Origin of the sequence: Flavobacterium cupreum (assembly GCF_003996965.1) — a bacterium.
Taxonomy (GTDB): Bacteria; Bacteroidota; Bacteroidia; order Flavobacteriales; family Flavobacteriaceae; genus Flavobacterium; species Flavobacterium cupreum.
On record NZ_QWDM01000003.1, the window covers coordinates 38470 to 65466 of the forward strand.

Genomic DNA, 26997 nt, shown 5'->3' on the forward strand with positions numbered 1-26997 from the left:
GCTTTGTCACTTTGAAACTTGAAACATGAAACTTTGAAACCTGAAACTTTGAAACTTGAAACCTGAAACCTGAAACTTTGAAACTTAAACAATCACTTTTAATAATTAAAAAGTGCTTCTCTATTGCTTTGATTTGTATGACAAAAATCCCCTCTTTTTCAGCAAGAGCATTTTTAGCTGTTGCGAAAAAAAAGACATTATACCTCTAAAACAAACCTGAACAATACGAACCCTTTTGACTATTAGCAGCAGAGTGATTAAAAAATAAGCCGGATAACAGGATCGTACCCGACTTATTTTAACTAATCAACCAAAATTAATTATTTTAAACTTTGTCCCACCAGATTCTGGTTGTCATCAAATCCAATCCCTGACGCTGTATGGCCGCTTTGTAATTGGCTTCATTGGTAATCAGTTCCGACTGATCGTAAATCAATCTTCTCGGAATAGTTCCTTTGGTCTCTCCCGTAGGATCATTCACCGGAACCAATACCGGATAACCTGTTCTTCTGTACTCAGAAAAAGCTTCAAAACCATTAAACAGCAATACAATCCATTTCTGCGTTATAATTTGTTCTATTTTCTGGGCATCTGTACCGGCCGATTTAAAAGGATAAGTTGTAATATAAGTGTTGTATTCCGCTGGAGTCACCGCAGGTACTTTGTCTCCGAAAATAGTCAGCACTTCCATAGCGGCTTTTACTCCGTTTTCGTAATGTTGCTGCGCTGTTCCGCCCACATTCCATCCTCGTACGGCTGCTTCTGCCAGTATAAATTTTACTTCAGCAAAAGACATGATCAAAGTCGGGGCATCTAAACGCAATACTGTAGAAGTATTCGGGTCTGAGAAAAGTTTTTTGTCTCCTCCCGGAAATTCTTTGGCTTCATTTGGCAAACCTTGCTGACTTGCCGGATTGTTGTTTCCTGTTGCTTCCAGTTTTGCATAGATTCTTAAACGCGGATCGTTGGTATTTTTCAGTAAATCGATAAAAGTTTTACTGAATTTAATATTCGACTCTCCTCCGTTCAGGTCATTTCGAACCCATGAAGAGGTAATTGGATTTGTTTTCACTCCTGCAGGGCCTGCATCATGTTTTAGAACAAGACTGTCATCATTAGACGTAAAAACTCCTTTTGCAACTGCTTTCTCTACATATTCTTTTGCTTTGGCAGGGTTTACTTTAGACAAACGCATGGCTACTCTCAACATCAGGGAGTTGGCCAGTTTTTTCCATCTTGTAACATCACTCTGGTAATACAAATCAGCATTTCCGACAAAAGCTTTATTGGCATCTAATGCTGTTCCGGCTTCATCAAGTTCTTTTAGAAGGTCATTATAGATCGCTTCCTGCGTATCGTATTTTGGGTCATATATATTGTGGGTATATCCTTTTCCGGCTTCGAAATAAGGAACTTCACCATAGGTATCTGTCAGTTTTTGAAACAGGAATACTTTCATAATCCTAAGGGCCTGAACCATATTGGAATTTTCCGGTGTATTGGGTGTTACCGATAATAACTGAAAAATCTGATTCAGTCCTTTCCCGTATGTTTCTCCAAACAAAGCGCCTGAATACTCCGAAGAATAGGTATATTTTGATCCCCCTCCCAGTGAAGCGAAATGCTGTACATATTGCGCGGCGTAAATATTATTTCCCCTTGTATTCGAAAAATCCTGTCCGTCCACATAGATTTCTGCAAGCGTAAACATTGATTTTAAAGCCGGATCTGTAAGGGCATTTGGATTCGTATTCAGTTCTTCGAATCCTTTATCGCAGGATGACAGCGTCAAGGCACCAACCATTGCGATACAAAATGTTTTTATATATTTATTTTTCATCTTATTTACTATTAGAATTTAACATTAAGCGTTATACCGTAGTTTCTGGTCAATGGCATAGAGGCTCTTTCCATACCCTGAGCATTACTATTGGAATAGTTGGACTCCGGATCAATGTTTGGAACTTTGTCATAAATCGTCCATAAATTATGGGCAGAAAAAGCTAAACTTATGGCCTGAAATGGAGTTTTCTCGATATAGTTTTTTGGGAAATTGTAGCTAAAAGAAATCGCTCTTAACTTCACAAAATCGGCATCGTACACAAAGTTTGAGGTCACGTCACTGTAACTTCTCCAGTAATCATAGGCTGATACGGTTTGGTTTACAGCATTACCATTCACATCTGTACCTGTTACGGCTACTCCGCCTTCACGACCCGGAAGTGTAATTTCGGATAATCCGTAACGCGTTCCTAACTGGTTGGTCGCCGAATAGATTTCGCCTCCGAATTTAGCATCTACAAAAACGGAAAGTGTGAAATTTTTATAACTGAAATCATTTGAAAGACCCATTGAAACCGGCGCTACACCTTGTCCTGCAATGATTAAGTTTCCTCGAAGGAATTTACCGTTGGTATCCAGAACGATATTTCCGCTGGCATCTCTTAAGTAATCATACGCTTTGATAACTCCGAAAGGCTGCCCTTTTTCTAAAACTACAGAAGCTCTTGCGTCTCTGTTTCCTTCTAATGATTTGGTATTGATTTTATCTGAAAGGCTCAGTACTTCACTCTCGTTGTACGCAAAATTATAGCCTACACTCCACGAAAAACTTGGTGTTTTTACTGCTTTTAGATTCACTGCAAATTCCACCCCTTTGTTCAGGATTTCCCCCACATTGATTTTAGTCGTTCTGTAACCCGAAGCCTGGGAGATATCAGCATCTGCAATATCCTTTGTTGTTTTCTTGCTGTAGAAAGTCAAATCGGTACTTAACCGGTTATTGAAAAATGTATTTTCAAAACCAAACTCTATCGTACTTACATTATAAGGTCTTAGGTTTCGATTGTTAACGGTATCCCCATTTACACCTAAAATGGGCTGCCCTTGTGAATCTGTTTGCCCGTCCGGTGTGGTATAAGTCAGTGATAAGGCATAGGCTTCCTGCAATCCGCCTCCCACGTTACCCCATCCTGCCCTGATCTTACCATAAGACATCCATTCAGGTAATTTGATCACTTCAGAATAAATAAAACTGGTACTTACCGATGGATAAAAAATGCTGTTATCTTCAGGATCTAAAGTAGAAAACCAATCTTCACGGCCTGTTAAACTTAAAAATAAGAAATCTTTATAGGCTAAATCAGCAGAATAAAAAAGGGAGTTTACTTCGCGTTCCGAAAATAATTTCTCTGTTTTGTCCGGTTGCGTATTTCCATAGAAATATTTGAATGGTACAATAAAATTATTTCCTTTCATTTTAATACCGTTGTATCGGTTATCCTGACGGTTTGCTCCAATAAAAGCATCCAGTGAAAGATTTTTAGCGATGTCACTTTTGTACCCTAAGTAACCCGAAGCATTAAATTCAGAGCGGTTCTCAATTCTGTCTTCAATAGATCCGCCAATATTGTAATTGATTCCGGTTGGCTCAATCTCTGTATATTCGTAGTTAATATCATCAATACCCACCACTGCTTTTGCGTAGATTTTATCTGTAATGTTATAGGTAACTTTTGCAGAACCTATAAAACGTTTTCTAAGATCCGTGTTTAAAGTCTGATCTGTTGCAAAGTACGGATTGGTATGGTAGACGTTTGCTCCCAGGTAATCTTCTTCTCCACCATTGGCATCGTACGGGTTGCGCAGCCATCTGATGTCGGTACCCGGCGTCATAAAAGTAGTCGGGAAAGAAGGGTTTCTTGGCGAGTCATTCAGATAAGGCCTGTTTTTACTTTTCTCCGAAATATATTGTGCGTTGGACTCAATACTTATTTTTTTGTTTGGAGACGTGTTTAAACTCAGCGTAATGTTATTTCTTCCGAAATTTGTTCCCGGTAAAATAGACTCGTCTTTTGTATTTCCGAAAGACAATCTGAAATTTGTCGTTTCATTCCCGCCTGAAATGGCCAGGGTATTACTGAAAGAATGACCAGTTCTGTAGAAATTTTCAACGTTGTCTTTTCCGTATGCCTGATACGGTCTCGTTTTTCCGTCCAGAGCAAGTGAGGGTGTTCCGTCGTACTTATCTCCCCAGGCGAAATAGTAAGAATCCCTAAGTTCCTGTAAATTGGTAAATCGGGTTGGAACTCCGTTTGCATCCGGTGCTCCTGCACCATATTGGTCCTGCCAGTCTAAAAGGCTTGCCGGTGTATTGAAAGTCGAATTTGTACTGAAATCAACTCCGATTCCGGTTCCGTTTTTCCCTTTTTTGGTGGTAATTAAGATAACACCATTTGATCCGCGGTAGCCGTAAAGCGCTGAAGCGGCACTACCTTTTAGTACCGACATTGAGGCAATATCATCGGGATTGAAGGAAGACATACCGTCACCCTTATCGGCTCCTCCGTACATTCCTGCATTTCCCTGTTGCGTATTATCAATCGGAATACCGTCTACTACATACAAGGGCTGGTTAAGTCCGGAAGCTGAAGTGGCTCCACGAATTACCACACGGCTTGAACCGGAGGGTCCTGTAACCGGTGCGGAAACGTTAACCCCGGCTATTCTCCCCTGAAGGGCATTTCCTAAGTTAATTTCTTTATTTTTGGTAAGGTCATCCCCTTTCAGTTCTCCAACGGCATAACCTAAACTTTTTCTCTGTTTCTTAACTCCAAAGGAAGTTACGACCACATCTTTTAATTCCTGCGCATTTTCTGTCAGTACCACTGAAACCCTGCTTTCAGTTGCCTGAAGCACCACTGATTTTGATACAAAACCTATAGAAGTTACATTTAAAGTAACCTTTCCTTCCGGAACATTCATCTTAAAGCGACCTTCGGCGTCTGTAATTGCGCTGAATGGTTTTCCCTGAACCTCGATTGATGCAGCAACAATTCCCTTGTTCTCTGCATCTGCCACTATGCCTGTTATTAATCGATTTTGTGCAACAGCTCCTAAGCTACTGAACAATACCATTCCTAACACTGCTAAAATTCGTTTCATAAGCATTTTTTTTGGTTTATTTGTTTGATTTGTGTTTGTTTTTAATCTGTTTGTTTTAAATATTAATAAAAAATTGAACTCAGTTTAAATAAAAAAAGTAGTTATATCGTTATAAAAAAATAGTTCTTGTCCGTTTTTACTACATAAAAATACTTGGTAAAAATCACTTATTAAGCAGCTTCAGCTGTTTTATTTACTAAAACGTTTTAGTGAAATGGGTAAAAAAAACCGCGTCTTAATTGATTTTTTATTTTTTCTAATTTTAAAATATTCAGAGAAATTTAAACTGACTCCCTGACTATCAATGTGCCTTTCTTAAGCACCTTTTCGACTTTAAAAGCATCTAAATCTGTCATCTGGCTCATCAGTAACTCAATAGATTTAATGGCAATATCTTCTATCGGCTGTGCAATCACGGAAATCGTGGGTGTATGCAATTTGAAACTGTCGTGATCATCAAAACTGATTACCGAGATATCCTCCGGGATTCTGTACCCCATACCTTTAAAAGCCTGCAAACCTACAAGTCCCATATAATTGGCTAAAAATAAAACAGCGTCAATCTTCGGGTTTTTATTAAAAAAGCGTACAATAGCCTCAATTCTGCGCTGCTCATTCGTATGGTAATCCAAATAAAGGGCAAGCGATTTATCGTACATGCCTTCTTCTTTTAATGCATCTTTATAGCCTTTCTCCCTTAATTTCATCTGTATCATTTCAGATGTATTATTGACAACCGCTATGTTTTTGCATCCTTTATTCATTAAATATTTAGTCGCAGAAAAGGACCCCTCATAATTATCCATCACGACATGACTTACTTTCTGATGGGCAAAATACCTGTCGATTAAAACAACCGGTTTCTGTAATTTCAACAGAAGATCAATACTCTTTTCTAAATTTTTTGTGGGTGTAATAATAAACCCTTCTACATTGGCCTGCAAAAGACTTTGTACCAATTCTTCACAACGTGCACCATCATCTCCCGTACTGCAATAGAAAACCCTGTAATCAAGATTTTTTGCTTCATCTTCTATTACCCTGGCTAAATCTGCAAAAAACTGGTTGGAGATGTCTTCTACAATAAGACCAATCGACCGTGTTTTTCCCGTTCTGAGACTGCTCGCAATCATGCTTGGACGGTAGTGGAGTTTTTGTGCCACTTCCTGTACTTTTTTTATGACAGGAGGACTAATTGCCATTTTCTCCCCTTTCCCATTAATAACAAAAGAAACTGTAGATATCGATACCTGGGCCTCAGTAGCAATATCCTTAATTGTGATTCTTTTCATTAAATGGTTTGTATTAAATGGAATTTAATTAGTTGAACAAATATATATAAAACTGATTTACAAAATCGTTTTAGTAAAATATTTTTTCCAATAAATCACTATTTTAATGCTAATTTAAAACATTATACTCAGCAATTATGATGTTTTTGACCATAATTATCATTTTGTGTTTTCAGGCAAATAAAAGTATTAATGCCTGTATTTCAGCTCATATCCAGTAAAATAATAAAAACCCCGACTGATTACAGAGTGTGATTTTTGATTTATTAAATTTATCTTCATCTTCATTTTGATCAAAAAAAAAGACGATCAGCGATCGTCTTTTTTTTTATTTATTGTGAAAATTTATCAGAAATGTTTCTTCCGCGATTTTTTACAGGATACTTTTCTCTTTGGATTTTGCCAATTGGTTTACTCTCCACATTAGCAGTACAGAACAGAAGGTAATAACGGCAATAACATATCCCAGGACATCATAATTTTCCAGGGGAGAAGTTTTAGTTTCCTGATGGACAATGAACCCTGCACATACCGCTGCGATACCACCTGCAATTTGCTGCAGTGAAGAAGTGATAGACATATAGGCACCACGATCTTTCATTTCCGGAATGGCTGTATTCAGCGTTGTCGCAGGAATCATTCGGCTCATGATTCCCATAAACAATACCATATTGATGGCCACGACTTCCCATAGTGGGATAGGATCAAGATTGGTATAAATTAAGATCATAATTACCGAAACCAGAGATCCAACAGCAAACAGCTTAAATTTATTGACTTTATCGCTTAGTTTTCCCACCAAAGGCATAATAATAAGCACCGAAAGTCCCGTAAAGAAAAATACCATTGGCAACTGAAGGTGGCTTATGTGAATATTGTTTACGAGAAAAGCACTCCCAAAAGGTTGTAACATAAAACCGCCTACTGAAAGAAATGCAATTGCGGCAAAACCAATCTGGTAGTTTTTATTCTGAAGTGTATGCCACAGGTGCAGAAAAGGACTTTTGTCTGACTGCAATTTGAGATGATTTGTTACAGGTTCCATCTGAGTAATAATGGCAACCAGAATCAATGCTCCCAACACGGCAATCATGATAAAGGCAGAATGCCATCCCCAGTTATTGGCAAAATACAATCCGAGTGGTATTCCCAAAATCTGACTTACCGCATAAGCCATCTGTATCGATCCCATTACACGTCCTCTTTGCTGAATTACAAATAAGTCGGTCACGATGGCAAGCGAAACCGAACCGATAACACCGCCAAAAAGGCCTGTAAAAATCCGCGCGAAAAGCAGCATCCAGTAATTGGAAGCCAGTGCACAAAAAAGAGTACCGATAATAAATCCGGTGTAAAAGAAAATGAGCAGTTTTTTTCTGTCGAATTTATCAGCGAAGCCCGCTGCCAGTAATCCTGAAATTCCGGCACTGAAAGCGTAAGCAGAAACCGTAAATCCAAATTTGGACGTCGTCATGTCCAGCGTTTTCATTAATATATCGCCCAATGGGGAAATAATAATAAAATCAAGTATAACCGTAAATTGTAAAAGCGCCAGAATGGCAATAATTATGATTTGTTTTAAAGTAAAAGCAGTATTTACTGCAGTAGTTTTTTCCATTTTGAATAGATTTGTTTTTTATATCAATTCCCGGCATTGATGCCCGAATTCACTGATAAGAGTAATAATTTGATTTGGCTGAAGCGATTCTGAAACTACCCGCAATACACAATCAATATCCTCATGATCTATGCTCCATTGTCGTATAGCATCGTGGTTGTTCAGCTCATGATACATTGCGCAGCCTGTATCGATTTTTCCAATATTCGTCTTAAAAATATGTACTGTGTTTAAATCTATATCCATAACTTTTCATGGTTTTAAAGCTTTTATGGTTGCCTGAAAAGCTTCTTTCATTATTGTATCGGTAAGAACAAACGGTTTCCCTCCCATACTCTTACCATCGGTATGAAAGTTTAATAAAGTGTATAATGGCCCGTAAGCAACGGCCCAAAAAGCTTCAAATGTCATTGGCGAAATTTCCTTATTATGCAGAGCGTTATCGATAAACTGTTTCATAATCATCCTGAAATCCGAAAATTTGGTGGTAGAATTTAATATTATTTCTCCGTGGGGAGAGTGTTTGATAATTTCAAAAAAAGCAACTTGCTTCGGATACTTCATGGTAAAATCAGCCCTGTTTATCCATTGTATCCATAATCCTTCTTCAAATGACATTTCGGGCGAGAAATTTTGAATTGTACTTGAAAAAAACTCAAGAGCGACGGTTGCTCCTATTTTTTGAATTAAATCATCCTTGTCTTTATAATAAATATATAATGTACCAACAGAGATATTACAAGCTTTCGCAAGTTTGTTCATACTGAAACCCTGAAATCCATCCTGTACGATTTGATCTATTGCATTGGCAATAACCAGTTTTTCTTTATCAATATCTCTTACTCTCATGACATTTTTTAGCAAAGATAAAATAATAAATGAATGAACATTCTTTTATTTATTGTTTTTTTTTGGATTCTGTAATATTTTTTTAAAAGTGATTTATGTTAAAACAATATTCGTATTTAAAATACGTTTTGGTATTTATTAACTTTTCAGATTCAGGTGAAAAAAAATAATCTAATGACAATTATTATATTTTTTGCAATAATCTGTAGTACTTGTATGATAATTTCGTTATTTTGCCCGCGAATTAAAATGAAGTAATTGTTTTTTAACCTTTAAACTGATAGCGTAGCCACTATAATATAAAAGAAAAGTCCCCCTTTTTTTAACATTCAAATTTAACAACAATGAAACCTACACTTTTTAAAAGCCTGTCCTCAATAGGCTTATTACTCTTAACCATCATGCTGCAGACCAGCTGCAGCGATACTGATTCGGGCGATTATACCGCCAATTATCTGCCACAGATTGATGCAACAAAACTTTCGGCAGCAAACCACCCAATGACCTTATTTGAAGACGATGAAGATCCTGCCAGAATGTACGACAAAAAGGACCGCTGGTTTCGTGTAAATCAGCCGGTACAGGTCATCCAAAAAGGAAAAGATTCTGTACAGTTATCCCTTTACTCCCCGGTTGGCCTTAAGGATGTAAAAATTTATGCCAAATTACCCAACTACGAGAAACGTTTTGTACTGTATCACTTTACGCAGATTCCAGCTTTTCATCGATCATTGCATCAAATTCCATTGGTTTCGGCAAAAAATGATTACGAACTGGAAGACGGAAAACAGTTACTATAGATAAAATAGAGGGTTTTTCAACTGGCGGAATCGAATTTTCAGTAGAATCTTCCGATCCCTTATTTGCGAAATTCAAGAAAATAAAATCTTCGCAACTGGTTCAGTTTCATGACGGTTACCATATTGACGAATATGGTAAATACCTGCCTATGAATCCCGTATTGGCGAAAGAAGCCATTACGATGATTATCAATTATTCCTATGCTTTAAGCCATCCGATCTACTATCAGACACATAATAATTTCGATCTTTATAAAAAAGAACAGGCCGCAGCAGCGGGAACTGCTGTACCCGGAGCTACCGACTGGCATGGCAATACTGCGGATGCCAATGGCCAGTACGATTATTTTACCAAAGCCGAGATCGAAAAACGATACTGGGACTATGTGGACGGAAGAACGCTTTACATGGCCATGGTGGGCGGTGATGCTGCCTGGGGAGGCGGACCACTGGCTTCTCAGTATGAATCTAATTATGTAAGCGGACACTGGAAAGGGGAAATGTCACTCTGGTCACATGAATATTCCCACCATACGGGCTATAACCATGACAGTAATTTTGCCAATAGCGGCGAAGGCGGCGGACAACAGGAAATGCTGACGCAGTTCTATAAATATTTGATATACATCAACGACCTTCCTTTTATTGATCCGGATATTTTAAAAACGTACAGCAAAACAAAATATCTAAACGGAACTTACACGAAACCGGTTTTTAAAATTGATCCGAAAAACGCATTTTTAGTAAAATATAAAGGAGAAGGAAAATGGAATTAAAAAGACTTTACACGCTGCCTAAAGTAGTTTTGGTACTGCTTCTGATACTTACAGGCTGCAACGATAACGATGATACAAATGCAGCTACAGACGATAAATATTACTATTATCCGACAGATGAAGCATCCATAACAGCTGCACAGATTGGAGACGGTACAGCTACGCTTGACCCGAGGGGAATCACCATTGCCAATGATAAATTATATGTCTGCAATGCGAATGTCCTTGAAATTTTTGATGCTAAAACGTTGAAACACCTAAAATCTGTAACTGCCTTTTCTAAAGGAGCAACAAACATCGATTTTACCAATCTTTCTTCTGTTTGCGTAGATAATAAAAGAATCTATCTCGGAAGTGTCGATTCACGTCTTTTTGTATTGGATGAAACTACGACTTTAGGAATCAATACGGTGGGTAACGGACAATGGTGGAATACTTTTGTACACGTTTTTGGTGTTGTAGTCAAAGACGGGCTGGTTTTCGTGAAGGAAAAAAACACGACTATTAAAGTTTTTGAAACCTCCCAAATTACAGAAACCAGTAAATGGGACTTAGCGCCGATTGCAAAATTAAATACGTTAAACGGATATGATGAATTTTATTCCCTGCAGGTCGAAGGCGGAAATCTGGTTGTTGCGGGACGAAATGCCAAAGCCTATTTGTATTATGATATTGCTTCGATTCGTGCCAATGCTGCGGCTTCACTCACCACTCCGCTTGTTCCGGTAACCAAGCCGTTTTCAGATGCTAAGCCTCTTGCTGTTTCGATCAATAGCGACTGGGCCATCACTTCTGAAAATGTAGGTGCTGTCAATTTTTTACGATTCTATCCGAAAGAAGAATTTCTTAACAAAACCTACTCCGCCAGGATCAATGCGAACGACATTATGGGCGAAAATCCTTTTGGAACTATTTTGGGTATTGCACAGTTAGAAGACCGTATCTTCGTAGCGGATAATACCAATAAAAAAATACGCATACTCAGGCTAAAGAAAGCCGCGATTAGCGAACAAAACTAAAATAAAAGCTGCTTCCTGAATAATATCGGAAGCAGCTTTTTTACTTTAAAAGGCATTTTCAAAAACAAAATTGACGTTTTAAAATGACCTGAATATTTTTTAGAATAAACTATCCGGATCAGTCAGACTGGATAATTTTTCCTTTAAGTCAGAACTTAGCAGTGTCAGTCCAAATTGGTAGGAAGCATTCATCCAGCCAAATCCCTCTTCTGTTATGTAGTTAAATTCGGTGCCGACATTTCCATATTCTGCAAAAATTTTATGGGAACTGATGGACAAATCAAATTTCTCCGGGATCGTTCCGTTGTAATCAACTGCATTTCGGGTAATAAGCCACAACCAGCGGTAGATCATTTCCTGCGCTTCGTCCTGAAAATTATAATTTAACAAGCCTTTCCACAGGAGTATCTGATGCGGCGCCCAGCCAAACGGATAATCCCATTGTCTTGTTGGCGCATGTTCACTTACGGCTGCAATAGACGATGGAGTACTTCCGGCAATTCCTCCTTTCATTTTAAATTTTGGCAATGTTTTTTGAACCAAAATAGCGGCTTGTTCCTGTGTACAGATTTTTGCCCACAACGGATAAAAAGTTGTGGCGGCCTCAAAATAATGTTGTTCTTTTAATTCAAAATTGTAATCAAGATAAAGGCCGTCGGCTTCGTTCCAGCACAATTCGTTGATTTTTTCCTTTCTTTCCGCTGCTTTTTTATGCCAGTAATCACTGGAATAAGACATGTTTTCATTGTATTGAAACTGGTCATTAAAAAACGTTTCAATCAGGAAGGCAATATCGGTTTCATATTTATAAAGCAGGCTGTTGATGGCGACTGTATTCAAATCCGCGCAAATACCTACCAGTCTGTTCGTCGTATCATGGCCGCTTTCGCGCATGCTCCTGTCATGTGTAAAATAATGATCCAGATCAGCATCGAGAATTTCCCGTTCGAGGTATTTATTCTCAAATTCCCGGGTTGACAGTCCGTATTTTGGTGCATATTTTTCCAGTATATCATCAAAATGCCCTTCTTCTACCTCAAACGGAAGCCCGATTCCCTCTGCTTTGTAACGATTCAATCCAGTGGGCGTAAGTCTTTTCCCCTGCTCCATCCAAACGGTTTTGTATTCTTTTATAGCGGTTTTTAAATGTCTTTCAATCCATGCTTTTTCGGGATTCGACTTCTGTATAATATCAACAATCAGTGAAGTATATAACGGTGGTTGTGTACGGGTCAGGTAATAACTTCGATTGGCATTCAGGATTTTTCCATAATGATCAATCTGGTATTTAAAGTTTTCTGCCATGCCAAGCGCCAGATCGGTTTTATCGTCAATTAAAAGTCCCATTGTGATAAAATAACTGTCCCAGCCGTACATCTCATTAAATCGTCCCCCCGGAACTACAAAAGGAACTCCCGTGGTTTCATTGTTTTTGGTTTGAAGCGCCAATGCCAGAATTCCCGGTTTTTTATTCAGGGATAAAACATATTCCGGTGTAATAACTGCGGGCAACTGCACCACTTTTAAGGTCGGATTTGCTGTTTCTAAATTTTTAAAATAGTCAAAAGCAAAAGAATCTCCGGCCGGAACATACAAATACGAAATGGCATTTTCTATTTTGTCGTCTTCCAGGATTTTTTTAACGCCCGCAGCATCAATCGTTCTGGTAAGTCCTTTCCAGTATAAATCTTTTATTTTTCTTGAAATTCTTTTTACCGGATCTTCTGTTATATCTTCTAAACTAATTTCGGCAAATTCCGTGTCATTTTTTTTGGAAAGCGCCAATTCCTGTAATAGGTTAGAAAGTTGGTACGTTCCTTCAACAGCCATCGGATTTCCTTTGTCATCTTCGAGCAAAAAGCGTTTTGGCCCTTTGTCATCAATGGTGATCTTTTTGTCGCCATCAGTGTCTTCCTGAGCCAGTAACTGACTAAGCGTTTGATTGATATGTAATTTAAATTTCATTTTTCGCGGTAATTTTTTTAAGAATAAAAAAGGAGATCAGCAATAAAAACATCGGAATTAAGGTGAAATAAAATGCTTTTTCCGGGCCTTCATTTTTAAACAGCCAGCCTGTAATCCGTGAGCCTAATGTCCCTCCAAGAGCTGAAAAAATAACGATTAATCCTGTCATCGAACTTTGAAGGTTTTTCGGCAGGGAGCTTAATACAATTGAATTCAGTAAGGGATAAATAGGCGCTATAAACAATCCGATCAGCGGAAATGCAAATCCAATCAGCGGAATGTCTGAAAGTGAATCAATATTTTTCACTTCAAGTCCAACCACATTGGGAAGTACAAAATATACGATTAACATGGCAGCGATTACACACACGCTCAGCACCCAGATCCAGTTGATTTTTTTGGTCACTATTCCGGCCACAAGCCGGCCAACCGCCAGTGAAATTGCAAGAATGCTTGCCATCATAATGCTGATATTTTCGGGTAAATGAAGCACTTTTGTATTAAAGGTGGGCAGCCAGGAAAGAATGCCCTGTTCGATCATGACAAATAAAAAAACGCTGATGACGAAAATGACCGTTAGCATTTTGGCGATCAATTTAAACATTTGCAGAAAATCATCCTTGAAATTGGCTCCTGCGGTTGCTGTACTTGTTTCAAATTTTGTAAAAAACAGAAACAGGAAGGACAATAGTGATAATCCCGCCAAAAACCAATATACATTTAACCACGAATCCGGATGGGTTTCATCATTAAAAGCCGGAAACAGAAAGTATGCCAGGGCAATTCCAATCATAAAAACGCCTTCAATACTGCTCATGAGCGCATTGTGTTCTTTCTGGTTTTCGGTGACGGTACCTATTAAAGAATACACCGAAACTTTTATCAATGCAAAAGAGACGCCTACAGTTGCAAATAAGAGTTTGGCACTGTCAAACGAGTTTCCGAAATACATGGCAATGCAGGCCAACGTGACGAGGGCAAGACCTGTAAGCATGGCTTTTTTGTAGCCAATCCGCGGCAGAAAAGAGGCGATAAAAAAAGAGACAATTGCAATAGGCATATCCTTAAAGGCTTCCAGAATACTGGCCTGTACTTCGTCTACGCCGTAATTTTTTTGTGATTTCAAAATGACAATGCCTACACTATTCAATAAAATGGCAAAGACAAAATAATTGAGATAAAGCGCTATTTTAATTCCTAGGTTTTTCATTAAGGGACGGGTTTGTTTTATAAAGAAAGATCCCTTTATAAAAAGAAGGATTACGTAAAGTTACAAAAATACCAAATGCTGTTTTGGCAACAGCATTTGGCAAACTATCAATTAACTAACTCAAATTAAAAATTAACGGTTACCGAAAATCTAAAAGCACGTCCTAAAATAGGTCTTGCCATAAACACATCGCTTGCTGCTGATGTGGTTTGTCTCGGGTCACCTTCTGTTAAACCAATCTCGTTGAATAAATTCGATGCATCTACTGCAAAACGAAGGTTATTATAGGTATAATTTAAACCTGCTCCCACTTCTTTGTAAGCCGGTAAAACTTGTCTGTTATCCTGATTGGTAAACTTTTTATCATAATACGAAAATTGTACATAAGCTGTAAAATCTTTTGTGATATTTACTTCAGGTCTCAGGTTACAGAAAAATTCAGGAATTCTTCGCGCTGTATTTCCATTGAAATCAAAAGTAGAACCGTCTGCGTTAGAACCGGTGAAATTATCGTATTCCGGCTTTTGAACGGTGAAGGTAAAATTCAGGTTTACGATTTCATATCTTGCATTCGTCTCCACTTCAAGACCAATATTGTTTACGTCGGCAAATTTGTTTTCAGAACTTCCGTCTGATAAAATATCGGTGAAAGCAACATTTTTCAAATTCATGTGAAATACGTTCGCATTCACAGAGAAGAACGAACCGGAATATTTGTACCCTAATTCCAACTGATTCACTTTTGTGTTTTCAAGCTTGCTTAAATCGGCCGCGTTGTCATAAAACGATTCTTCAATCGGAGATCTGAAACCATGACTGTAACGGACGTAAGAAGCCATATTATCATTGAATTTGTAATTGGCGGCACCTGTATAAGACAATTCGCTTACATCGTATCTCCAATAGGTATACGGATTTCCTTTTACTGTTGTAACTGCATCATCGGCGGTATTGTTATCCAGTACACCTAAATTTTCGGCAAAAAAACGGGCATTGTCCCTGTATCCGGAATATTTGTCTTTATTGTATCGTACACCCGCATTAAAAGTCAGGTTTTCGGTTGCTTTAATTTCTGCATCGGCATAAATATCATTCAGAACACCTTTGGTTTGGGCATCTCTTTCTAACCATGTAATTCTTTCTACTCCGTTCCAGGTATGGTTTACGCCTGTGGTATTATCTTCTACGTTTAATAATCTCGGATTGTCTGAAACACCTACCAGATACGAATTCCAGTTCCAGTATTGGTTTGATTTCCAGTTCGAATAATAGTATCCGGCGGTTAATTTTACAGGATCTAAATCGAAAGCGAAAGAGAAATTGTTGGCAAAATTGTTCATTTTTTTATGAATGTACCAATGATCGGCTCTCATAATTAATGCATTTGGATCAACAGCTGCTCCGTTGTCTACATAGGTAAAATCTAAATTAGCAGCGGTTGTATTCTGAACTCCTGTGGCGTAGGCATCTTGAGTCCACGGACCTCCGTTAGGAAAAATGGCATTGTAATTCAAATCGATAGCCGTTTGTTTAAAGGCATTTTTGAAAGTTACCTTATCCGATATTTTCTTTTTGAATTCTGCTCCGACAGAGTTGATCACCGGATGTGAACCATCTTCCAAATCGGCACTAAAAGTTCCGCCACCGTATTGAGGCACATTCAGATGACTGAAATTTACCGAAGTCAGCGTCCCGTAATTCGGATTAAAACCATCGATACCTTCGATTTTTCCGTTATTGCTTTTTAATGGAATCGGCAGGTAAAAAGTATTTCTGTCGTCCAGGTGTTTGAAATTCACTCTTAAATAATCGCCATCGTCAAATTTATACGTCAGGTTTCCTTTGATCTGACCTCCTTTATTGGCTGTAAATCCGGTATTTCTCACTCCGTTATCGGCTCTGTAGAAACCACCGATATTAAAAAACAACTTATCCTGAATTAAAGCGCCTGATAAATTAAGATCGGTTCTGAACATTCCGTAGTCCGAGGTAGAAAACTTTGCTCTTCCCTGAAAATCATTTTGTCCTGTTTTAGAAATAAAATTGATGATTCCGCCGGGCGCATTGTTGGCGAAAATCGAGGCAGATCCTCCACGGACCGCTTCCATTTTGCTGACCGTTTCGTCCAGTCTGTAAAAAGTATCCGCATTGGCAAATTGCAAAGCACCATCTTCAAAAACCGGTAATCCGTCTTCCTGGATTTGCACATATTCATACGCTCCGGCAGATGGAATTCCCCTTGCAAAAAGGTTGTTTCCGATTTCCCCTCCTGAAGCTTCTACCACAAATCCTGGAATGGTCTGAAGTAAAGCTGCCGTACTTGCCGGAGCCCTGTCTTCAATTGCTTTGGCTCCCATCGAAGTAATGGCTACACTCGATTCGAGCTTCGATCTCGGGCTGGATGAACCTGTCACGACCACTTCTTTTAAATTTTGCGATTCTGTTTCTAAAAACAAATTTTCAACTACTGCTTCTCCTTCTTTTAAAGTAACTTTTTTGGTGAAGCTTTTATAGCCGACATTGGTTGCTGAAATAGTATACGTTCCGGCAGCCACATTTGAAAACAGATAAGTTCCGTTTACATCGGTAGTCACCGTCTGATCTGGTCCTGTTAGGGATACATTGGCTCCGGGAACAGTTTGTCCGCTTTCGTCGAACACTTTTCCGGAAACCGTATTTTTCTCCTGTGCAAACAAGTGGTTTGGTACAGAAATTAGGCACAACATTAAAAATAGTCCGCCTGCATACGAGTGAATAAGTTTCATTTTTTTTTGGTTTGGTTAGTAAAATTCATACTTGTTAGTGTAAACTTAGTAACTAATTAAAACCTGACTACGAAATTATAGTCGAAAACGTTTTCGAAAACACCTAAAACGTTTTCGAAAACACCTAAAACGTTTTCGAAAATTATTTTTTTTAGGAAAACTGGTTTAATTTAACCGCGAAATGTACAATGAAGATGGTTGGGCGATGCAAGGTGTACCATCTTTGAAAAATCTTTACTAATATTGCCTTTCATAATTTTCACATCGAACTCTCGTAATTTTTAGTATATTTATTTCATGAATGATACAAAATTAATTGATATCGCCTCGGCCTTGGGAATTTCCGTTACTACGGTTTCAAAAGCTTTAAAAGGGTATACCGATATTAGCAAAACTACCCGTGCGAAAGTGATTGAAATGGCAGATAAGATGAATTATATGCCAAACTCTGTTGCGGTAAACCTCAGAACCAATGAAACCAAAACCATTGGGGTTATCATTCCTGCAACGGTGCATCATTTTTTTTCAAGTGTGCTGAACGGCATTCTGGAAGAGGCAGAGAAAAGAGGTTATCTGGTTATTATTCTACAGTCCAGTGAAAAATACGAACTGGAGAAAAAACAGGTTGCCTTATTATTGCAAAAAAGAGTGGATGGTATTTTGATGTCCCTCTCTAATGAAACGGATGATTTTTTTCATATCAACGAAGCCATCCGAAAAAATACGCCGGTGGTTTTATTTGATAAAATTGCCAAACGTGTCGATTGTTCCAAAGTGGTTATCAATGACATGAAAGCTGCGTATGATGCCGTAACATATTTAATAGAAAAAGGGTTCAAAAAAATTGCTCATTTTCGCGGTTCTTATGTTCCCCAGAATTCGATTGACCGTTTTTTAGGCTATAAAAAAGCACTTGAAGACCACAATATACAGTATGATCCTTCCCTGGTTTATGTTTGCGATCACAATACCGATTTTGAAGACGGTTACGAAAATGCCGAAAAATTAATGGCCGATCATAAAGATGTGGATGCTGTTTTTGCCGTTACGGATCTGGTGGCCATCGGAATTATTAAATATTTTAATGACAAAAAAATAAAAACTCCCGAACAGGTTGCCGTCTTTGGATTCAGCAACTGGTTTATGAGCACCGTCATTTCCCCAAAACTAACCACAATCGATCAGCCCGGCTATGACATCGGATATCGTGCTGCCTCGATATTAATTGATGAAATCGCCCAGATAAAAGAACATATTCCGGTAGTTCATCAGATTGTGGAACTTCCGACTCATATTATTGAAAGGGAATCTACGCAGAGAGGAATATAAAATGTATTCTAAATTCCTTTACTGGTCTGCATGATAACTTCAACAAATAACTGATCCGTATTGGTTTTGTAGTTTTTTTTCTTTGTGAAATTTAAATGTTTTATAGCCCCCAGCTTAGGATTGTTTTCGATCTGATTTAATAATGCAAGGCTTCCGTTAAAAGAACCTTCGAGGGTAAAAATATAACTGGTCGTAATAAATCCTTTTTGGGTTATACTATGAGGCTCCTGAAAATCTGTAATCTTAAGTTTATATTTGGTACTATACGAACTTAACTGCTTTAATAAATCATTCTGGAAAGAGTCTGAAACGTTAATTTCATACTGAGACAAGACCTGATCCAGCTGTTTCTCTTTTTGAAGAAGCTGAGCCACAAGATTAGGCATGTTACTATCATCTGCTATTTGCTGTTCCTTCTCTTTATATTCTTTGTAATACTGAATTGTATTTGAAATCGCGAAAGAATAACAGAAATAAAGGATTACAACAAATCCTGCTAAAAGCATTTTATTTTTATTGTTTGGTTTCATTTTATTTCAGCCTTATTTTGATGGAAAATTCAGTTTCGTTAGCATCGTTTTTTCCAAAATGTGCAATTAAAACTTTATCAATCCACTTGATTTTCTCTATATTTTCAATCCAATGTGTAAAATCATCATTGGAAAGTGTCGTACCTGTAACCGTAATGCTTTTATCTGTTGTAAGAACTGCTTCTCCTGCTTTTATTTTCTTTTCTAAAGGATTAAAAATTAATTCGGTCAACAAAATTGAAGACGGAATTTCTTTTACAATTTCATTAATAAGCAAGGAGCTTTGGGAAGCTGTTTTTCCAACGCTATTTTTTACTTTTTCCTCTTTTACTATAATTCGCTGTTTGATTTTACCAATATCTTCCAGGGATGATTTATTTACCAGAACTGTTTCAGTAGTTTCCTGTGCCAGTTTGTAATAATGTGTAAAAAAGGCAAAATTGATTAACAAAACAGCCAGTAAAACACCAATCATTATTTTTATCCCTTTGGCAAAAAATTGTTTCTGATTGTAGGTATCATATAATTCTTCGCTATAGGATATCACAGAACCTGAATTAGGAGAAGAATTTAGTATGAGTCTTAAGATTCCCGAAAAAGCCAGTACATGCCTGTTTTCGACTTCAAGGTCATTAATATCATAACTAATAGTGGAATCCTGTACATTCGAAGAAATAATTGGATTGTCTTCGACCTTGGAAATAAGCTGATTATTGGTAAAAATCTGGTCTACCTTTATATATTCAAGGATTTCAGATAATGAACAGATTCCCAGACTGATTCCTGAAATGATAATTTTTTGCTTTTCGTATTGATTGACTATTTCGTCAAGATATGTTTTTCGGGTAATCGCAATAACAGATTTTGTTTTTAAACGCCAGATTTCAAAATAAAATTCCTCCCAATTCGTATTTGGAAATGCTTTATGCAACAGTTTATCATCAGAAGGTTCAATACTTAAAACCTCTTTTTGTATCACCTGGTTTGTATTTATGACTAAAAAGAAAGGCAGTTTTATATCCCATTTTTCAGCTATTTTTTGAGAATAACTAACTCTGTCTTTTTTAGAGACAACCAATCCTTCTTTTTTTTCTTCAATCAAAATCAAGGCAATTTTTTCTTCACTTTTTAAAGTAAAATGCTCGATGCCAATATACTGTCTACCCAGTAAAAATGAAGTTATGGATGGAAAGGTCATTAATAAATAACGGTTGGTTTAATTAATACGCTTAATTTTTTCTTAGAATCTTCACGTTTTCGTGAACTAAAAAGCCATTTAAGAATCGGAATTCTGGATAATAAAGGTACTCCGGTTCCGGAATCGTTTTTTACGGATTCTTCTAATCCTCCCAACACAATTAAGTCTTGATCTTTTACTCTGATGATTGAGGTAAATTCCCGTGAATTGATTCCCGGAGGTGCATCTTTATCTACCTTTTGTCCATTAAAACTGGATTGAATCACCTTAATGTCCATTGTAATTTGTCCGTCACCGGATACCAATGGCATAATAGTTACTGATAATTCCGCATCAATGGGCTGGTAATTTTTAACTTCTGACGCTTGTGGAATCTGAGACCCGTAAAAATTTTGATTGGTTACCACATAATAAGTTGTTTCTCCAATAGACAAATAGGCTTTATGACCATTTAACGTTGATAGTCTAGGGGAAGAACGAATTTTTAAATTACCATTCGTTTCCATTGCTTTAAGACTCAGGTAAAAATTAGGCACCACTTTTCCAATATTTAACGAGCCAAATCCATTAAACCCTTCGATAATACTATTGATTGTTTTGGCGCCCAAATTAATATCGGCGGTAGGAAAAACTGTTCCGGAAGTGGTCACCGGTTTATCTCCGATACCTGCTTTTATTCCGGTTTCCACAGTGGCTGAACGGTTTACTTCTAAAAGCATCACTTCAATTAGAATAACGGGTACTGATTTGTCAATATATTTTATAAAAGACTCAAATCGTTCAATATTGGCCGCTGGTCCGTTAACGATAAAACTATTAAGTTCCTTGTCGATTTTAATATCCAGATCTTTTTTAACCTCGTCGGGAATAATTTTCAAAATGGATTCTGAAGGATTACTGCCAGAAGAGGACGAAGCTGAATTATTTGAAAAATTATTTTGATTCTGATTATTAGAATTCATTCTCGAATCAGATGAATTATAATTAGAAAAATTGTTTCCGTTATTATTATTTAATCGCCCTGCACTTCTGCCCTCTTTTGACGGATCACTCAAAATTTCGATAGAGCGATACATCAACGGAATCGATTTTATATTTCTTACCACTAATTGTTCCTTTGTTCCGAAATAATAAATGGAACCACTATTCATAAAGGTAAAAGAACCCGATCCGGAAGAGACTGATGAATTGTTACCCGAGTTAGTATTATATTGTGGCTGGGAAGAATTATTGTTTTGATATGAATTACCTTCCAGCTTCGTTTCAAACAATTTTACCAGTAAAGCATCGAAAGTGATATTCTTCGCTTTTACAGTGGCATTTCCGGCATTCTCTAAGGGAGTTGAAATAAACATGTCAACATCAAGTTCATGCCCTATATCATATACAATACTTGAAATTGGTGTGTTTTCAAAATCCACATCCAGCAGTTTTTTTTCTTTATCTACTACCGTAAAAAAGAAATTAGATTTTCTGGAGCGCTGCGGTTTATTTTGTCTGATAGCTGCATTTACATCCCCTGCTTCAGGAGTAAAATTTCCTTCAAGTTTATCGAAGACATAAAAATTATCCCTTGTTTTGGTCACGCTTAAATTATTCGCAAATGCCAGTTTATTCAAAGCGGCATCAAAAGGCATGTTTTTAATATAAACTGTTAACAATTGATTTTCCAAACCGGGAGCAAAGACGAGGTTTTTGGCACTTTCATCCATTATTTTTCGAAACACATCATACAATTTGTCTTCTTTCAGATTTAAAGAGAGCAAATTACCATCTGCGTAGTAAATGACATCAATAGCTTTTACTACGGGAGTTTCTAATGGTTTTTCGTATGTTTTTACGGATAAAATATTACCTGTAAATTCAATCGTCAGATTATATTCTTTACACAAAAAAATTAATAAGTCCCCAACTGTTACGTTAGAAAAATTATTGACAATGTTAATCTGACTTAAATTAGGAGCAACACTAATATTTAATTTATGAATCTGAGAAACCGCTAACAAAAAACCGGATAAAGAAGCCTCTTTAATATTAACGTTAACTCTCTCATTGAGTCCCGGCGCATCAGCTGTAATAGACTCAATGTTATTTTTAAGTTGCTGGATCCTGTTCTCCTGTGAGAATGAAAGCTGAAATGCGAATAGTAAAAGTAAAGTAATTATATTTTTCATGAAAAGATATCAAATCGTGAGATTTTGCTGTTTTATTTTTTTATAAGAGTAAAGAAAAGACTTCATCTATCGAAGTAATTCCGTCATTTATCAATGATAATGCATTGCGTTTTAGTGTGAAAATATCCTTTTCCTCGATGTAAGAATCAATATCAATTTGATTGCTTTTTATCAATGCGGCTAATTCTGATCCGATTGGTAAAATTTCGTAAATGGCTTTTCTGCCTGAATAACCCGTGTGATAGCAATGCTCACAACCTACTGCAACATAATGTTTGGAAATGTTTTTAGGAATCTCAAAATCAGTCGGAAAAATAGCTGTCTCTATATCTTCTTCGCTTTTGCAGGAGTCACATAATTTACGAACCAAACGTTGAGCTACGCTGATATTTAAGGTACTGGCGATTAAAAAAGACGGAATGCCCATATCTATTAATCTCGACACTGTCGCCCAGGCCGAATTGGTATGAATCGTCGAAAGCACCAAATGCCCGGTCAAAGCGGCACGAATGGCCATATTGGCGGTATTTACGTCCCGTATTTCACCCACCATAATAATATCCGGGTCCTGTCTCAGGAAAGTACGCAAAGTGGTTGGAAAATCAAGTCCAATATTCTCTTTTAACTGCACCTGAATAATACCATCCAGCGTATATTCTATTGGATCTTCAACCGTTAAAATATTAGTATCGGGAAGGTTTAGTTTTTTTAACGTCGCATATAATGTCGTTGTTTTCCCTGATCCTGTCGGTCCTGAAATCAAAACGATACCATTAGGTTTTTTTATATTTTGCAAATAGGTTTTTAATTCTTTAGCTGTAAATCCGAGAGCATTAATATCAATATGACTGGTGTCTTTGCTAAGAATACGCAATACAACCTTTTCCCCATGTAAAGTTGGTAAAACCGACACACGAATATCAAAATCCTCATAATCGGTTGTAATGGTAATACGTCCATCTTGAGGAAGTCGTTTCTCGGAAATATCAAGTTGCGCCCTGATTTTAATTTTGTTTACAATTACAGGATATTCTTCTGTTGCAATATGAAACTGTTCTTTTAATTTTCCATCCAATCTAAAACGTACACGGGCTCTTTTTTCAAACGGTTCAAAATGAATATCACTGCTTCCTATTTCTTTGGCATTCAGCACTATTTTTTCCAAAAAATCTGCCGTATAATGTATATCAGAAACATTATTAGAAGCTGTTTTCCGATAATTAGTACTTAAATATCGATTTATATTTTCTGTAGTGTCAGCTGCTAACTGAACAGGAAAGGGCAATAAAACACTAAGTTCATTCTGCAAACTTTGAAGGTCGGCGGTATCTGTTTTAAGCAAAACTGTTTTTTGGTCTACAGAGATGGGAACTACTCTGTAATAGTAGGCTTGCTCTGATTTAACAAGTTGTTGGAATTCAATTGGGATCTCAAATTTTTGCATTCTAATAGGCGTATAAAAAATTACTATCAGAACAAAAAGTTGCCATATAAACTACTGCAAAAAACAGTGACATATAGCCTGCCAAAGGAACTGTCTTAAACTGATTTTTCTTTTGAAAAACAATATGCAGGAGTAAAGAAAATACTAACGCAAAAACAAATAACACTATAAAAGAAACCGTTGCGAAACTAAAACTGATAAAAATAAAAAACAAAACATCTCCAATTCCTAAAGAATCTTTAAAAGACATTTTTCTTGTTTTCAGATAGATAAAGCAAACACCTAATAGAAAGGTAACAAAAGCAATATTCAGAATTGAATTTACAAAGACAAGTTCTATCGGAATATAATACAATTGAATTGCAAAAACCAGAATACCAGTTATTGGATAAAGAAACCAGTATACTAAACGGTTCTTATAATCCTGATATAAAATTGCCACAAATATCATTACTAAAATTAATTTCAAATACCACATTAATCTTTTGTAATTTGTTTTGGAACACCATTTTGATCTATTTCCCAAACATTAAAAATACCATTCCCATTAAAATCGGTTATTGCTGTAGCCTGTACTTTAAATTCTGTATCACTAGATTGTACTATTTCGTAAATATAATTTGCGCTGCCATTTTCTTTGGTGGTCTTTGGCGCTTCAAAATCTATTTCATTAAAATTCGGGCTGTATTTTGAATACATGAAATTATACTGCTTTTCGGCATTATATATTGCTTTTAGCTGTACCTGTGCCTCTACGCTTTTTGCTTTTGTGATCAGTGGCATTAGGTTGGGTAAAGCAATTAGAAGCAAAATTCCTATAATGGCCAAAACAATCAGCATTTCCTGAAGATTGAAAGAAGACAGTTTTTTAAATAGTTTTTTATCCAAAACAAGTATAATTTATTTTTGCAAATATATCTTTTTTATTGTGAAAACAATTAAGGTCTGCAGAAGAATATTTCATTAATCATGAATTTTATTAATAAGAAATAACCTATATTTGCAAAAAGAACAATCTTTACAGGATTAACGATTTAAAAACTAGACGATCAGTATATTAAAAATAAAAAAACGTATAAATAATTTATATTTCCTAACTCTTTTTAAATGTTTTCATTTTTAAGTAAGATTGAAAAAAAATTAATTTGCAACTGATAAGACAATCTTTTTTTAAGATATTTTTAATGCATAAATTACTCTTTTAGCTGCTGTAAAATAATTGCATAAAACGCAACAATTATCAATTCGATTTTTGTTAGTTTTGACAAAAAAATTTTACTAAAATTAAATTAAGAAAAACATCACTTTAAGTAAAAAAAAAACTTTCAAAAATTTACATTATGATCAAGAAATTAGTTGTTTTGACTTTGCTAATCTTTGTCGCTTGTCAAACAACCAAAATAAAAAATGAAACCTACAAAATTGCTACTTCATCCCCTGAATTAGGAAGTATCGGGCAATCTCAAATAAAAAATGGCGTCGAGAATAATTTTGCGGTGCGAACTTTACCTAAACTGGAGAATAATATTCGTGTTTCTATTGATATAGTTCCTTACAATAAACAATTAAATAAGGTTTATGCCTCAAAAGCCAAATACAATCAGAATCAGGCAAAAGTAACGTATGTTGACAGCTTGCCTAATAAACCTGAATTGGTCACTATTAAAATATTAGATGTAAATGGTTTGGTAAATGAGTTAAACGCCCAACATAACTCCGATGTTTTAAGATTATTACAAAACACTGAAAAAACGCAAATAATTACAGCTGTTGCAGTGACGTTTTCTTTGGATGAACTCACAAAAATAAGACAGGCAGATGCGTATTATTTAACCAATTCACTTGACAAGAAATATCTAATAACTTTATACAAGTCCGGTAAAAAAACAGACACTATAGATATCAGTACTCAAATAATTATCGCCTACCAATCGAGTAAGTTTTGCTGGGCACAATCGTCAAAAACCAAATGGTATATAGCGGATATTGTAAGCGACAACACCAATTGCAAAGGAAATACCAAATCTATCGTACCCAGAAAAGAGGAAGACAAAAGTCTTTTTGATATGTAAGTCCATTAGCAGCTTATATTCATTACACTACATTATTACTACAATTAAATTCAAATGAAAAAATTTCAGTTCTATACGTTTTTATCCTTCATCTTTTTTTTATCCCTTTTTTCATGTGAAGAAATCTTAATTGTAGATGATATTTCAAAAGAAGAAATTACTTTAATTGCTCCGGCAAATAACTCTGTTTTGTTTTCCACCGGAGCTTCATTCTCCTGGAACAGTATAGAGAATGCCGAAAAATATCGTCTTCAGATTGCAAAACCAAATTTTGCAAATCCGATCGAAATTGTTCTGGACACTTTGATCGCTAAAACCTCCTATACCCAACAAATGAATATTGGAAAATATGAGTGGCGCGTTAAAGCCGTAAATAGTGGCTACGAAACTCCTTATAAATCCAGTGCTTTCGAAATTTTGAACAACGAGGATTTCCAGAATAATACAGTCGTATTACTTTCACCGGGCAATAATCTGATAACGAAAAATGCCATTCAAAAATTAACATGGCAAACCATAATTGGGGCATCTGAATATCAGCTTCAGATTTATGACAGCACTAATGAGATTGTTAAAGAAAACAGCAGTGCTTCAACAAGTTTTGATTATATCTTTCCTGACGGCAATTTTAGCTGGAAAGTAAGAGCGAGCAATGGAACAAAGGAAACTTTATACACAACAAGAAAAATAGTTGTAGATACAAAAGTACCAAATACTCCTGTACTGGCAAATCCGGCCGATAAAAGCACCACTACTGCAACTGACATTAATTTTCAATATAGCAGGACTCCTATGACCGGAAGCGTTGAAAAAGACAGTATTTATGTGTACACCGAAAGTGCTTTGACAAATCTTAAATTTAAAGAACAAGTAACCAGCCCTTATACCAAAACACTTACGTCAGGTTCTTATTACTGGTATATACTGTCTTTTGATCAGGCTGGTAACAAAAGTAACAAGAGTAATGTTTTTAGCTTTACTATAAATTAAGTTGGTTTTCCAGATGGTAACT

General features: G+C 36.5%; 21 protein-coding genes. 6 read left to right on the plus strand and 15 right to left on the minus strand.

Features of this window, described 5'->3' with window-relative positions; all coding sequences use genetic code 11:
• Positions 1-325: 325 nt before the first annotated feature.
• From D0817_RS04965 to D0817_RS04990, 6 genes are all read right to left on the minus strand, one after another.
• Positions 326-1840 (minus strand): SusD/RagB family nutrient-binding outer membrane lipoprotein, encoded by a 1515-nt coding sequence (locus tag D0817_RS04965; RefSeq protein ID WP_127337305.1) that lies wholly within the window; start codon positions 1838-1840, stop codon positions 326-328.
• An 11-nt stretch (positions 1841-1851) separates the two neighbouring features.
• Complete coding sequence (locus D0817_RS04970; protein ID WP_238160816.1) at positions 1852-4944, minus strand: SusC/RagA family TonB-linked outer membrane protein; 3093 nt, start codon at positions 4942-4944, stop codon at positions 1852-1854.
• Positions 4945-5225: 281 nt separating this feature from the next.
• Positions 5226-6236 (minus strand): LacI family DNA-binding transcriptional regulator, encoded by a 1011-nt coding sequence (locus tag D0817_RS04975; RefSeq protein ID WP_127337307.1) that lies wholly within the window; start codon positions 6234-6236, stop codon positions 5226-5228.
• A gap of 373 nt (positions 6237-6609) precedes the next feature.
• Positions 6610-7854 (minus strand): MFS transporter, encoded by a 1245-nt coding sequence (locus D0817_RS04980; protein ID WP_127337308.1) that lies wholly within the window; start codon positions 7852-7854, stop codon positions 6610-6612.
• Positions 7855-7872: 18 nt separating this feature from the next.
• Entirely contained in the window at positions 7873-8100 is a 228-nt protein-coding gene (locus D0817_RS04985) for a hypothetical protein (protein ID WP_127337309.1), read from the minus strand.
• A gap of 6 nt (positions 8101-8106) precedes the next feature.
• Positions 8107-8703 (minus strand): TetR/AcrR family transcriptional regulator, encoded by a 597-nt coding sequence (locus D0817_RS04990; RefSeq protein ID WP_127337310.1) that lies wholly within the window; start codon positions 8701-8703, stop codon positions 8107-8109.
• Between the two features lie 344 nt (positions 8704-9047).
• Here D0817_RS04990 and D0817_RS26180 point away from each other — a divergent pair, with 344 nt between their 5' ends.
• The 3 genes from D0817_RS26180 to D0817_RS05000 all read left to right on the plus strand — a co-directional run bounded on the left by D0817_RS26180 (position 9048) and on the right by D0817_RS05000 (position 11298).
• On the plus strand, positions 9048-9503 hold the full coding sequence (locus D0817_RS26180) for a hypothetical protein (protein WP_238160817.1): 456 nt from the start codon (positions 9048-9050) through the stop codon (positions 9501-9503).
• A 149-nt stretch (positions 9504-9652) separates the two neighbouring features.
• Positions 9653-10279: a hypothetical protein gene (locus D0817_RS26185; RefSeq protein ID WP_238160818.1), complete on the plus strand. Its 627-nt coding sequence runs from the start codon at positions 9653-9655 to the stop codon at positions 10277-10279.
• The gene (locus D0817_RS05000) at positions 10270-11298 is read left to right on the plus strand and encodes a hypothetical protein (RefSeq protein ID WP_127337311.1); all 1029 of its coding nucleotides are present in this window, start codon (positions 10270-10272) and stop codon (positions 11296-11298) included. The genes D0817_RS26185 and D0817_RS05000 overlap by 10 nt, the downstream gene beginning before the upstream one ends.
• A gap of 99 nt (positions 11299-11397) precedes the next feature.
• Here the strand turns inward: D0817_RS05000 and D0817_RS05005 are convergent, their stop codons facing one another.
• From D0817_RS05005 to D0817_RS05015, 3 genes are all read right to left on the minus strand, one after another.
• Positions 11398-13263: a trehalase family glycosidase gene (locus D0817_RS05005; protein WP_127337312.1), complete on the minus strand. Its 1866-nt coding sequence runs from the start codon at positions 13261-13263 to the stop codon at positions 11398-11400.
• The gene (locus tag D0817_RS05010; RefSeq protein ID WP_127337313.1) at positions 13253-14473 is read right to left on the minus strand and encodes an MFS transporter; all 1221 of its coding nucleotides are present in this window, start codon (positions 14471-14473) and stop codon (positions 13253-13255) included. The genes D0817_RS05005 and D0817_RS05010 overlap by 11 nt, the downstream gene beginning before the upstream one ends.
• A gap of 125 nt (positions 14474-14598) precedes the next feature.
• Positions 14599-17238: a TonB-dependent receptor gene (locus tag D0817_RS05015; RefSeq protein WP_127337314.1), complete on the minus strand. Its 2640-nt coding sequence runs from the start codon at positions 17236-17238 to the stop codon at positions 14599-14601.
• A 297-nt stretch (positions 17239-17535) separates the two neighbouring features.
• Between D0817_RS05015 and D0817_RS05020 the strand changes: the two genes are divergently transcribed.
• Positions 17536-18567, plus strand: a complete 1032-nt coding sequence (locus D0817_RS05020; protein ID WP_127337315.1) for a LacI family DNA-binding transcriptional regulator — start codon at positions 17536-17538, stop codon at positions 18565-18567.
• 8 nt (positions 18568-18575) lie between these two features.
• Here the strand turns inward: D0817_RS05020 and D0817_RS05025 are convergent, their stop codons facing one another.
• Genes D0817_RS05025 through D0817_RS05050 form a run of 6 tightly spaced genes read right to left on the minus strand, consistent with a single transcriptional unit; the run spans position 18576 to position 24801 of the window.
• Positions 18576-19097 carry a general secretion pathway protein gene (locus tag D0817_RS05025; RefSeq protein ID WP_127337316.1) on the minus strand — a complete coding sequence of 174 codons (522 nt, stop codon included), beginning with the start codon at positions 19095-19097 and terminating at the stop codon, positions 18576-18578.
• 1 nt (position 19098) lies between these two features.
• Positions 19099-20295: a PilN domain-containing protein gene (locus tag D0817_RS05030; protein WP_127337317.1), complete on the minus strand. Its 1197-nt coding sequence runs from the start codon at positions 20293-20295 to the stop codon at positions 19099-19101.
• Positions 20295-22469, minus strand: coding sequence for a type II secretion system protein GspD (locus D0817_RS05035; protein ID WP_127337318.1), 2175 nt, complete (start codon positions 22467-22469; stop codon positions 20295-20297). The genes D0817_RS05030 and D0817_RS05035 overlap by 1 nt, the downstream gene beginning before the upstream one ends.
• Before the next feature lie 40 nt (positions 22470-22509).
• Positions 22510-23913, minus strand: coding sequence for a GspE/PulE family protein (locus tag D0817_RS05040; RefSeq protein WP_127337319.1), 1404 nt, complete (start codon positions 23911-23913; stop codon positions 22510-22512).
• A 1-nt stretch (position 23914) separates the two neighbouring features.
• Complete coding sequence (locus D0817_RS05045; RefSeq protein ID WP_127337320.1) at positions 23915-24391, minus strand: general secretion pathway protein; 477 nt, start codon at positions 24389-24391, stop codon at positions 23915-23917.
• The gene (locus D0817_RS05050) at positions 24391-24801 is read right to left on the minus strand and encodes a prepilin-type N-terminal cleavage/methylation domain-containing protein (protein ID WP_255667693.1); all 411 of its coding nucleotides are present in this window, start codon (positions 24799-24801) and stop codon (positions 24391-24393) included. The genes D0817_RS05045 and D0817_RS05050 overlap by 1 nt, the downstream gene beginning before the upstream one ends.
• A 452-nt stretch (positions 24802-25253) precedes the next feature.
• Here D0817_RS05050 and D0817_RS05055 point away from each other — a divergent pair, with 452 nt between their 5' ends.
• Both D0817_RS05055 and D0817_RS05060 read left to right on the plus strand, forming a co-directional pair.
• Positions 25254-25985 (plus strand): hypothetical protein, encoded by a 732-nt coding sequence (locus D0817_RS05055; RefSeq protein ID WP_127337321.1) that lies wholly within the window; start codon positions 25254-25256, stop codon positions 25983-25985.
• 54 nt (positions 25986-26039) lie between these two features.
• Positions 26040-26975, plus strand: coding sequence for a hypothetical protein (locus tag D0817_RS05060; protein ID WP_127337322.1), 936 nt, complete (start codon positions 26040-26042; stop codon positions 26973-26975).
• Positions 26976-26997 lie beyond the last annotated feature (22 nt).

Excerpts from the sequence above, each read along its gene's own strand:
- D0817_RS05005 (WP_127337312.1), bottom strand. The coding sequence starts at position 13,263 with ATGAAATTTAAATTACATATCAATCAAACGCTTAGTCAGTTACTGGCT.
- D0817_RS05000 (WP_127337311.1), top strand. The coding sequence starts at position 10,270 with ATGGAATTAAAAAGACTTTACACGCTGCCTAAAGTAGTTTTGGTACTG.
- D0817_RS04980 (WP_127337308.1), bottom strand. The coding sequence starts at position 7,854 with ATGGAAAAAACTACTGCAGTAAATACTGCTTTTACTTTAAAACAAATC.
- D0817_RS05020 (WP_127337315.1), top strand. The coding sequence starts at position 17,536 with ATGAATGATACAAAATTAATTGATATCGCCTCGGCCTTGGGAATTTCC.
- D0817_RS26180 (WP_238160817.1), top strand. The coding sequence starts at position 9,048 with ATGAAACCTACACTTTTTAAAAGCCTGTCCTCAATAGGCTTATTACTC.
- D0817_RS04975 (WP_127337307.1), bottom strand. The coding sequence starts at position 6,236 with ATGAAAAGAATCACAATTAAGGATATTGCTACTGAGGCCCAGGTATCG.
- D0817_RS04965 (WP_127337305.1), bottom strand. The coding sequence starts at position 1,840 with ATGAAAAATAAATATATAAAAACATTTTGTATCGCAATGGTTGGTGCC.
- D0817_RS04985 (WP_127337309.1), bottom strand. The coding sequence starts at position 8,100 with ATGGATATAGATTTAAACACAGTACATATTTTTAAGACGAATATTGGA.
- D0817_RS05010 (WP_127337313.1), bottom strand. The coding sequence starts at position 14,473 with ATGAAAAACCTAGGAATTAAAATAGCGCTTTATCTCAATTATTTTGTC.
- D0817_RS05030 (WP_127337317.1), bottom strand. The coding sequence starts at position 20,295 with ATGACCTTTCCATCCATAACTTCATTTTTACTGGGTAGACAGTATATT.
- D0817_RS05025 (WP_127337316.1), bottom strand. The coding sequence starts at position 19,097 with ATGAAACCAAACAATAAAAATAAAATGCTTTTAGCAGGATTTGTTGTA.
- D0817_RS05040 (WP_127337319.1), bottom strand. The coding sequence starts at position 23,913 with ATGCAAAAATTTGAGATCCCAATTGAATTCCAACAACTTGTTAAATCA.
- D0817_RS05015 (WP_127337314.1), bottom strand. The coding sequence starts at position 17,238 with ATGAAACTTATTCACTCGTATGCAGGCGGACTATTTTTAATGTTGTGC.
- D0817_RS04990 (WP_127337310.1), bottom strand. The coding sequence starts at position 8,703 with ATGAGAGTAAGAGATATTGATAAAGAAAAACTGGTTATTGCCAATGCA.
- D0817_RS05035 (WP_127337318.1), bottom strand. The coding sequence starts at position 22,469 with ATGAAAAATATAATTACTTTACTTTTACTATTCGCATTTCAGCTTTCA.
- D0817_RS04970 (WP_238160816.1), bottom strand. The coding sequence starts at position 4,944 with ATGAAACGAATTTTAGCAGTGTTAGGAATGGTATTGTTCAGTAGCTTA.
- D0817_RS26185 (WP_238160818.1), top strand. The coding sequence starts at position 9,653 with ATGAATCCCGTATTGGCGAAAGAAGCCATTACGATGATTATCAATTAT.
- D0817_RS05055 (WP_127337321.1), top strand. The coding sequence starts at position 25,254 with ATGATCAAGAAATTAGTTGTTTTGACTTTGCTAATCTTTGTCGCTTGT.
- D0817_RS05045 (WP_127337320.1), bottom strand. The coding sequence starts at position 24,391 with ATGTGGTATTTGAAATTAATTTTAGTAATGATATTTGTGGCAATTTTA.
- D0817_RS05060 (WP_127337322.1), top strand. The coding sequence starts at position 26,040 with ATGAAAAAATTTCAGTTCTATACGTTTTTATCCTTCATCTTTTTTTTA.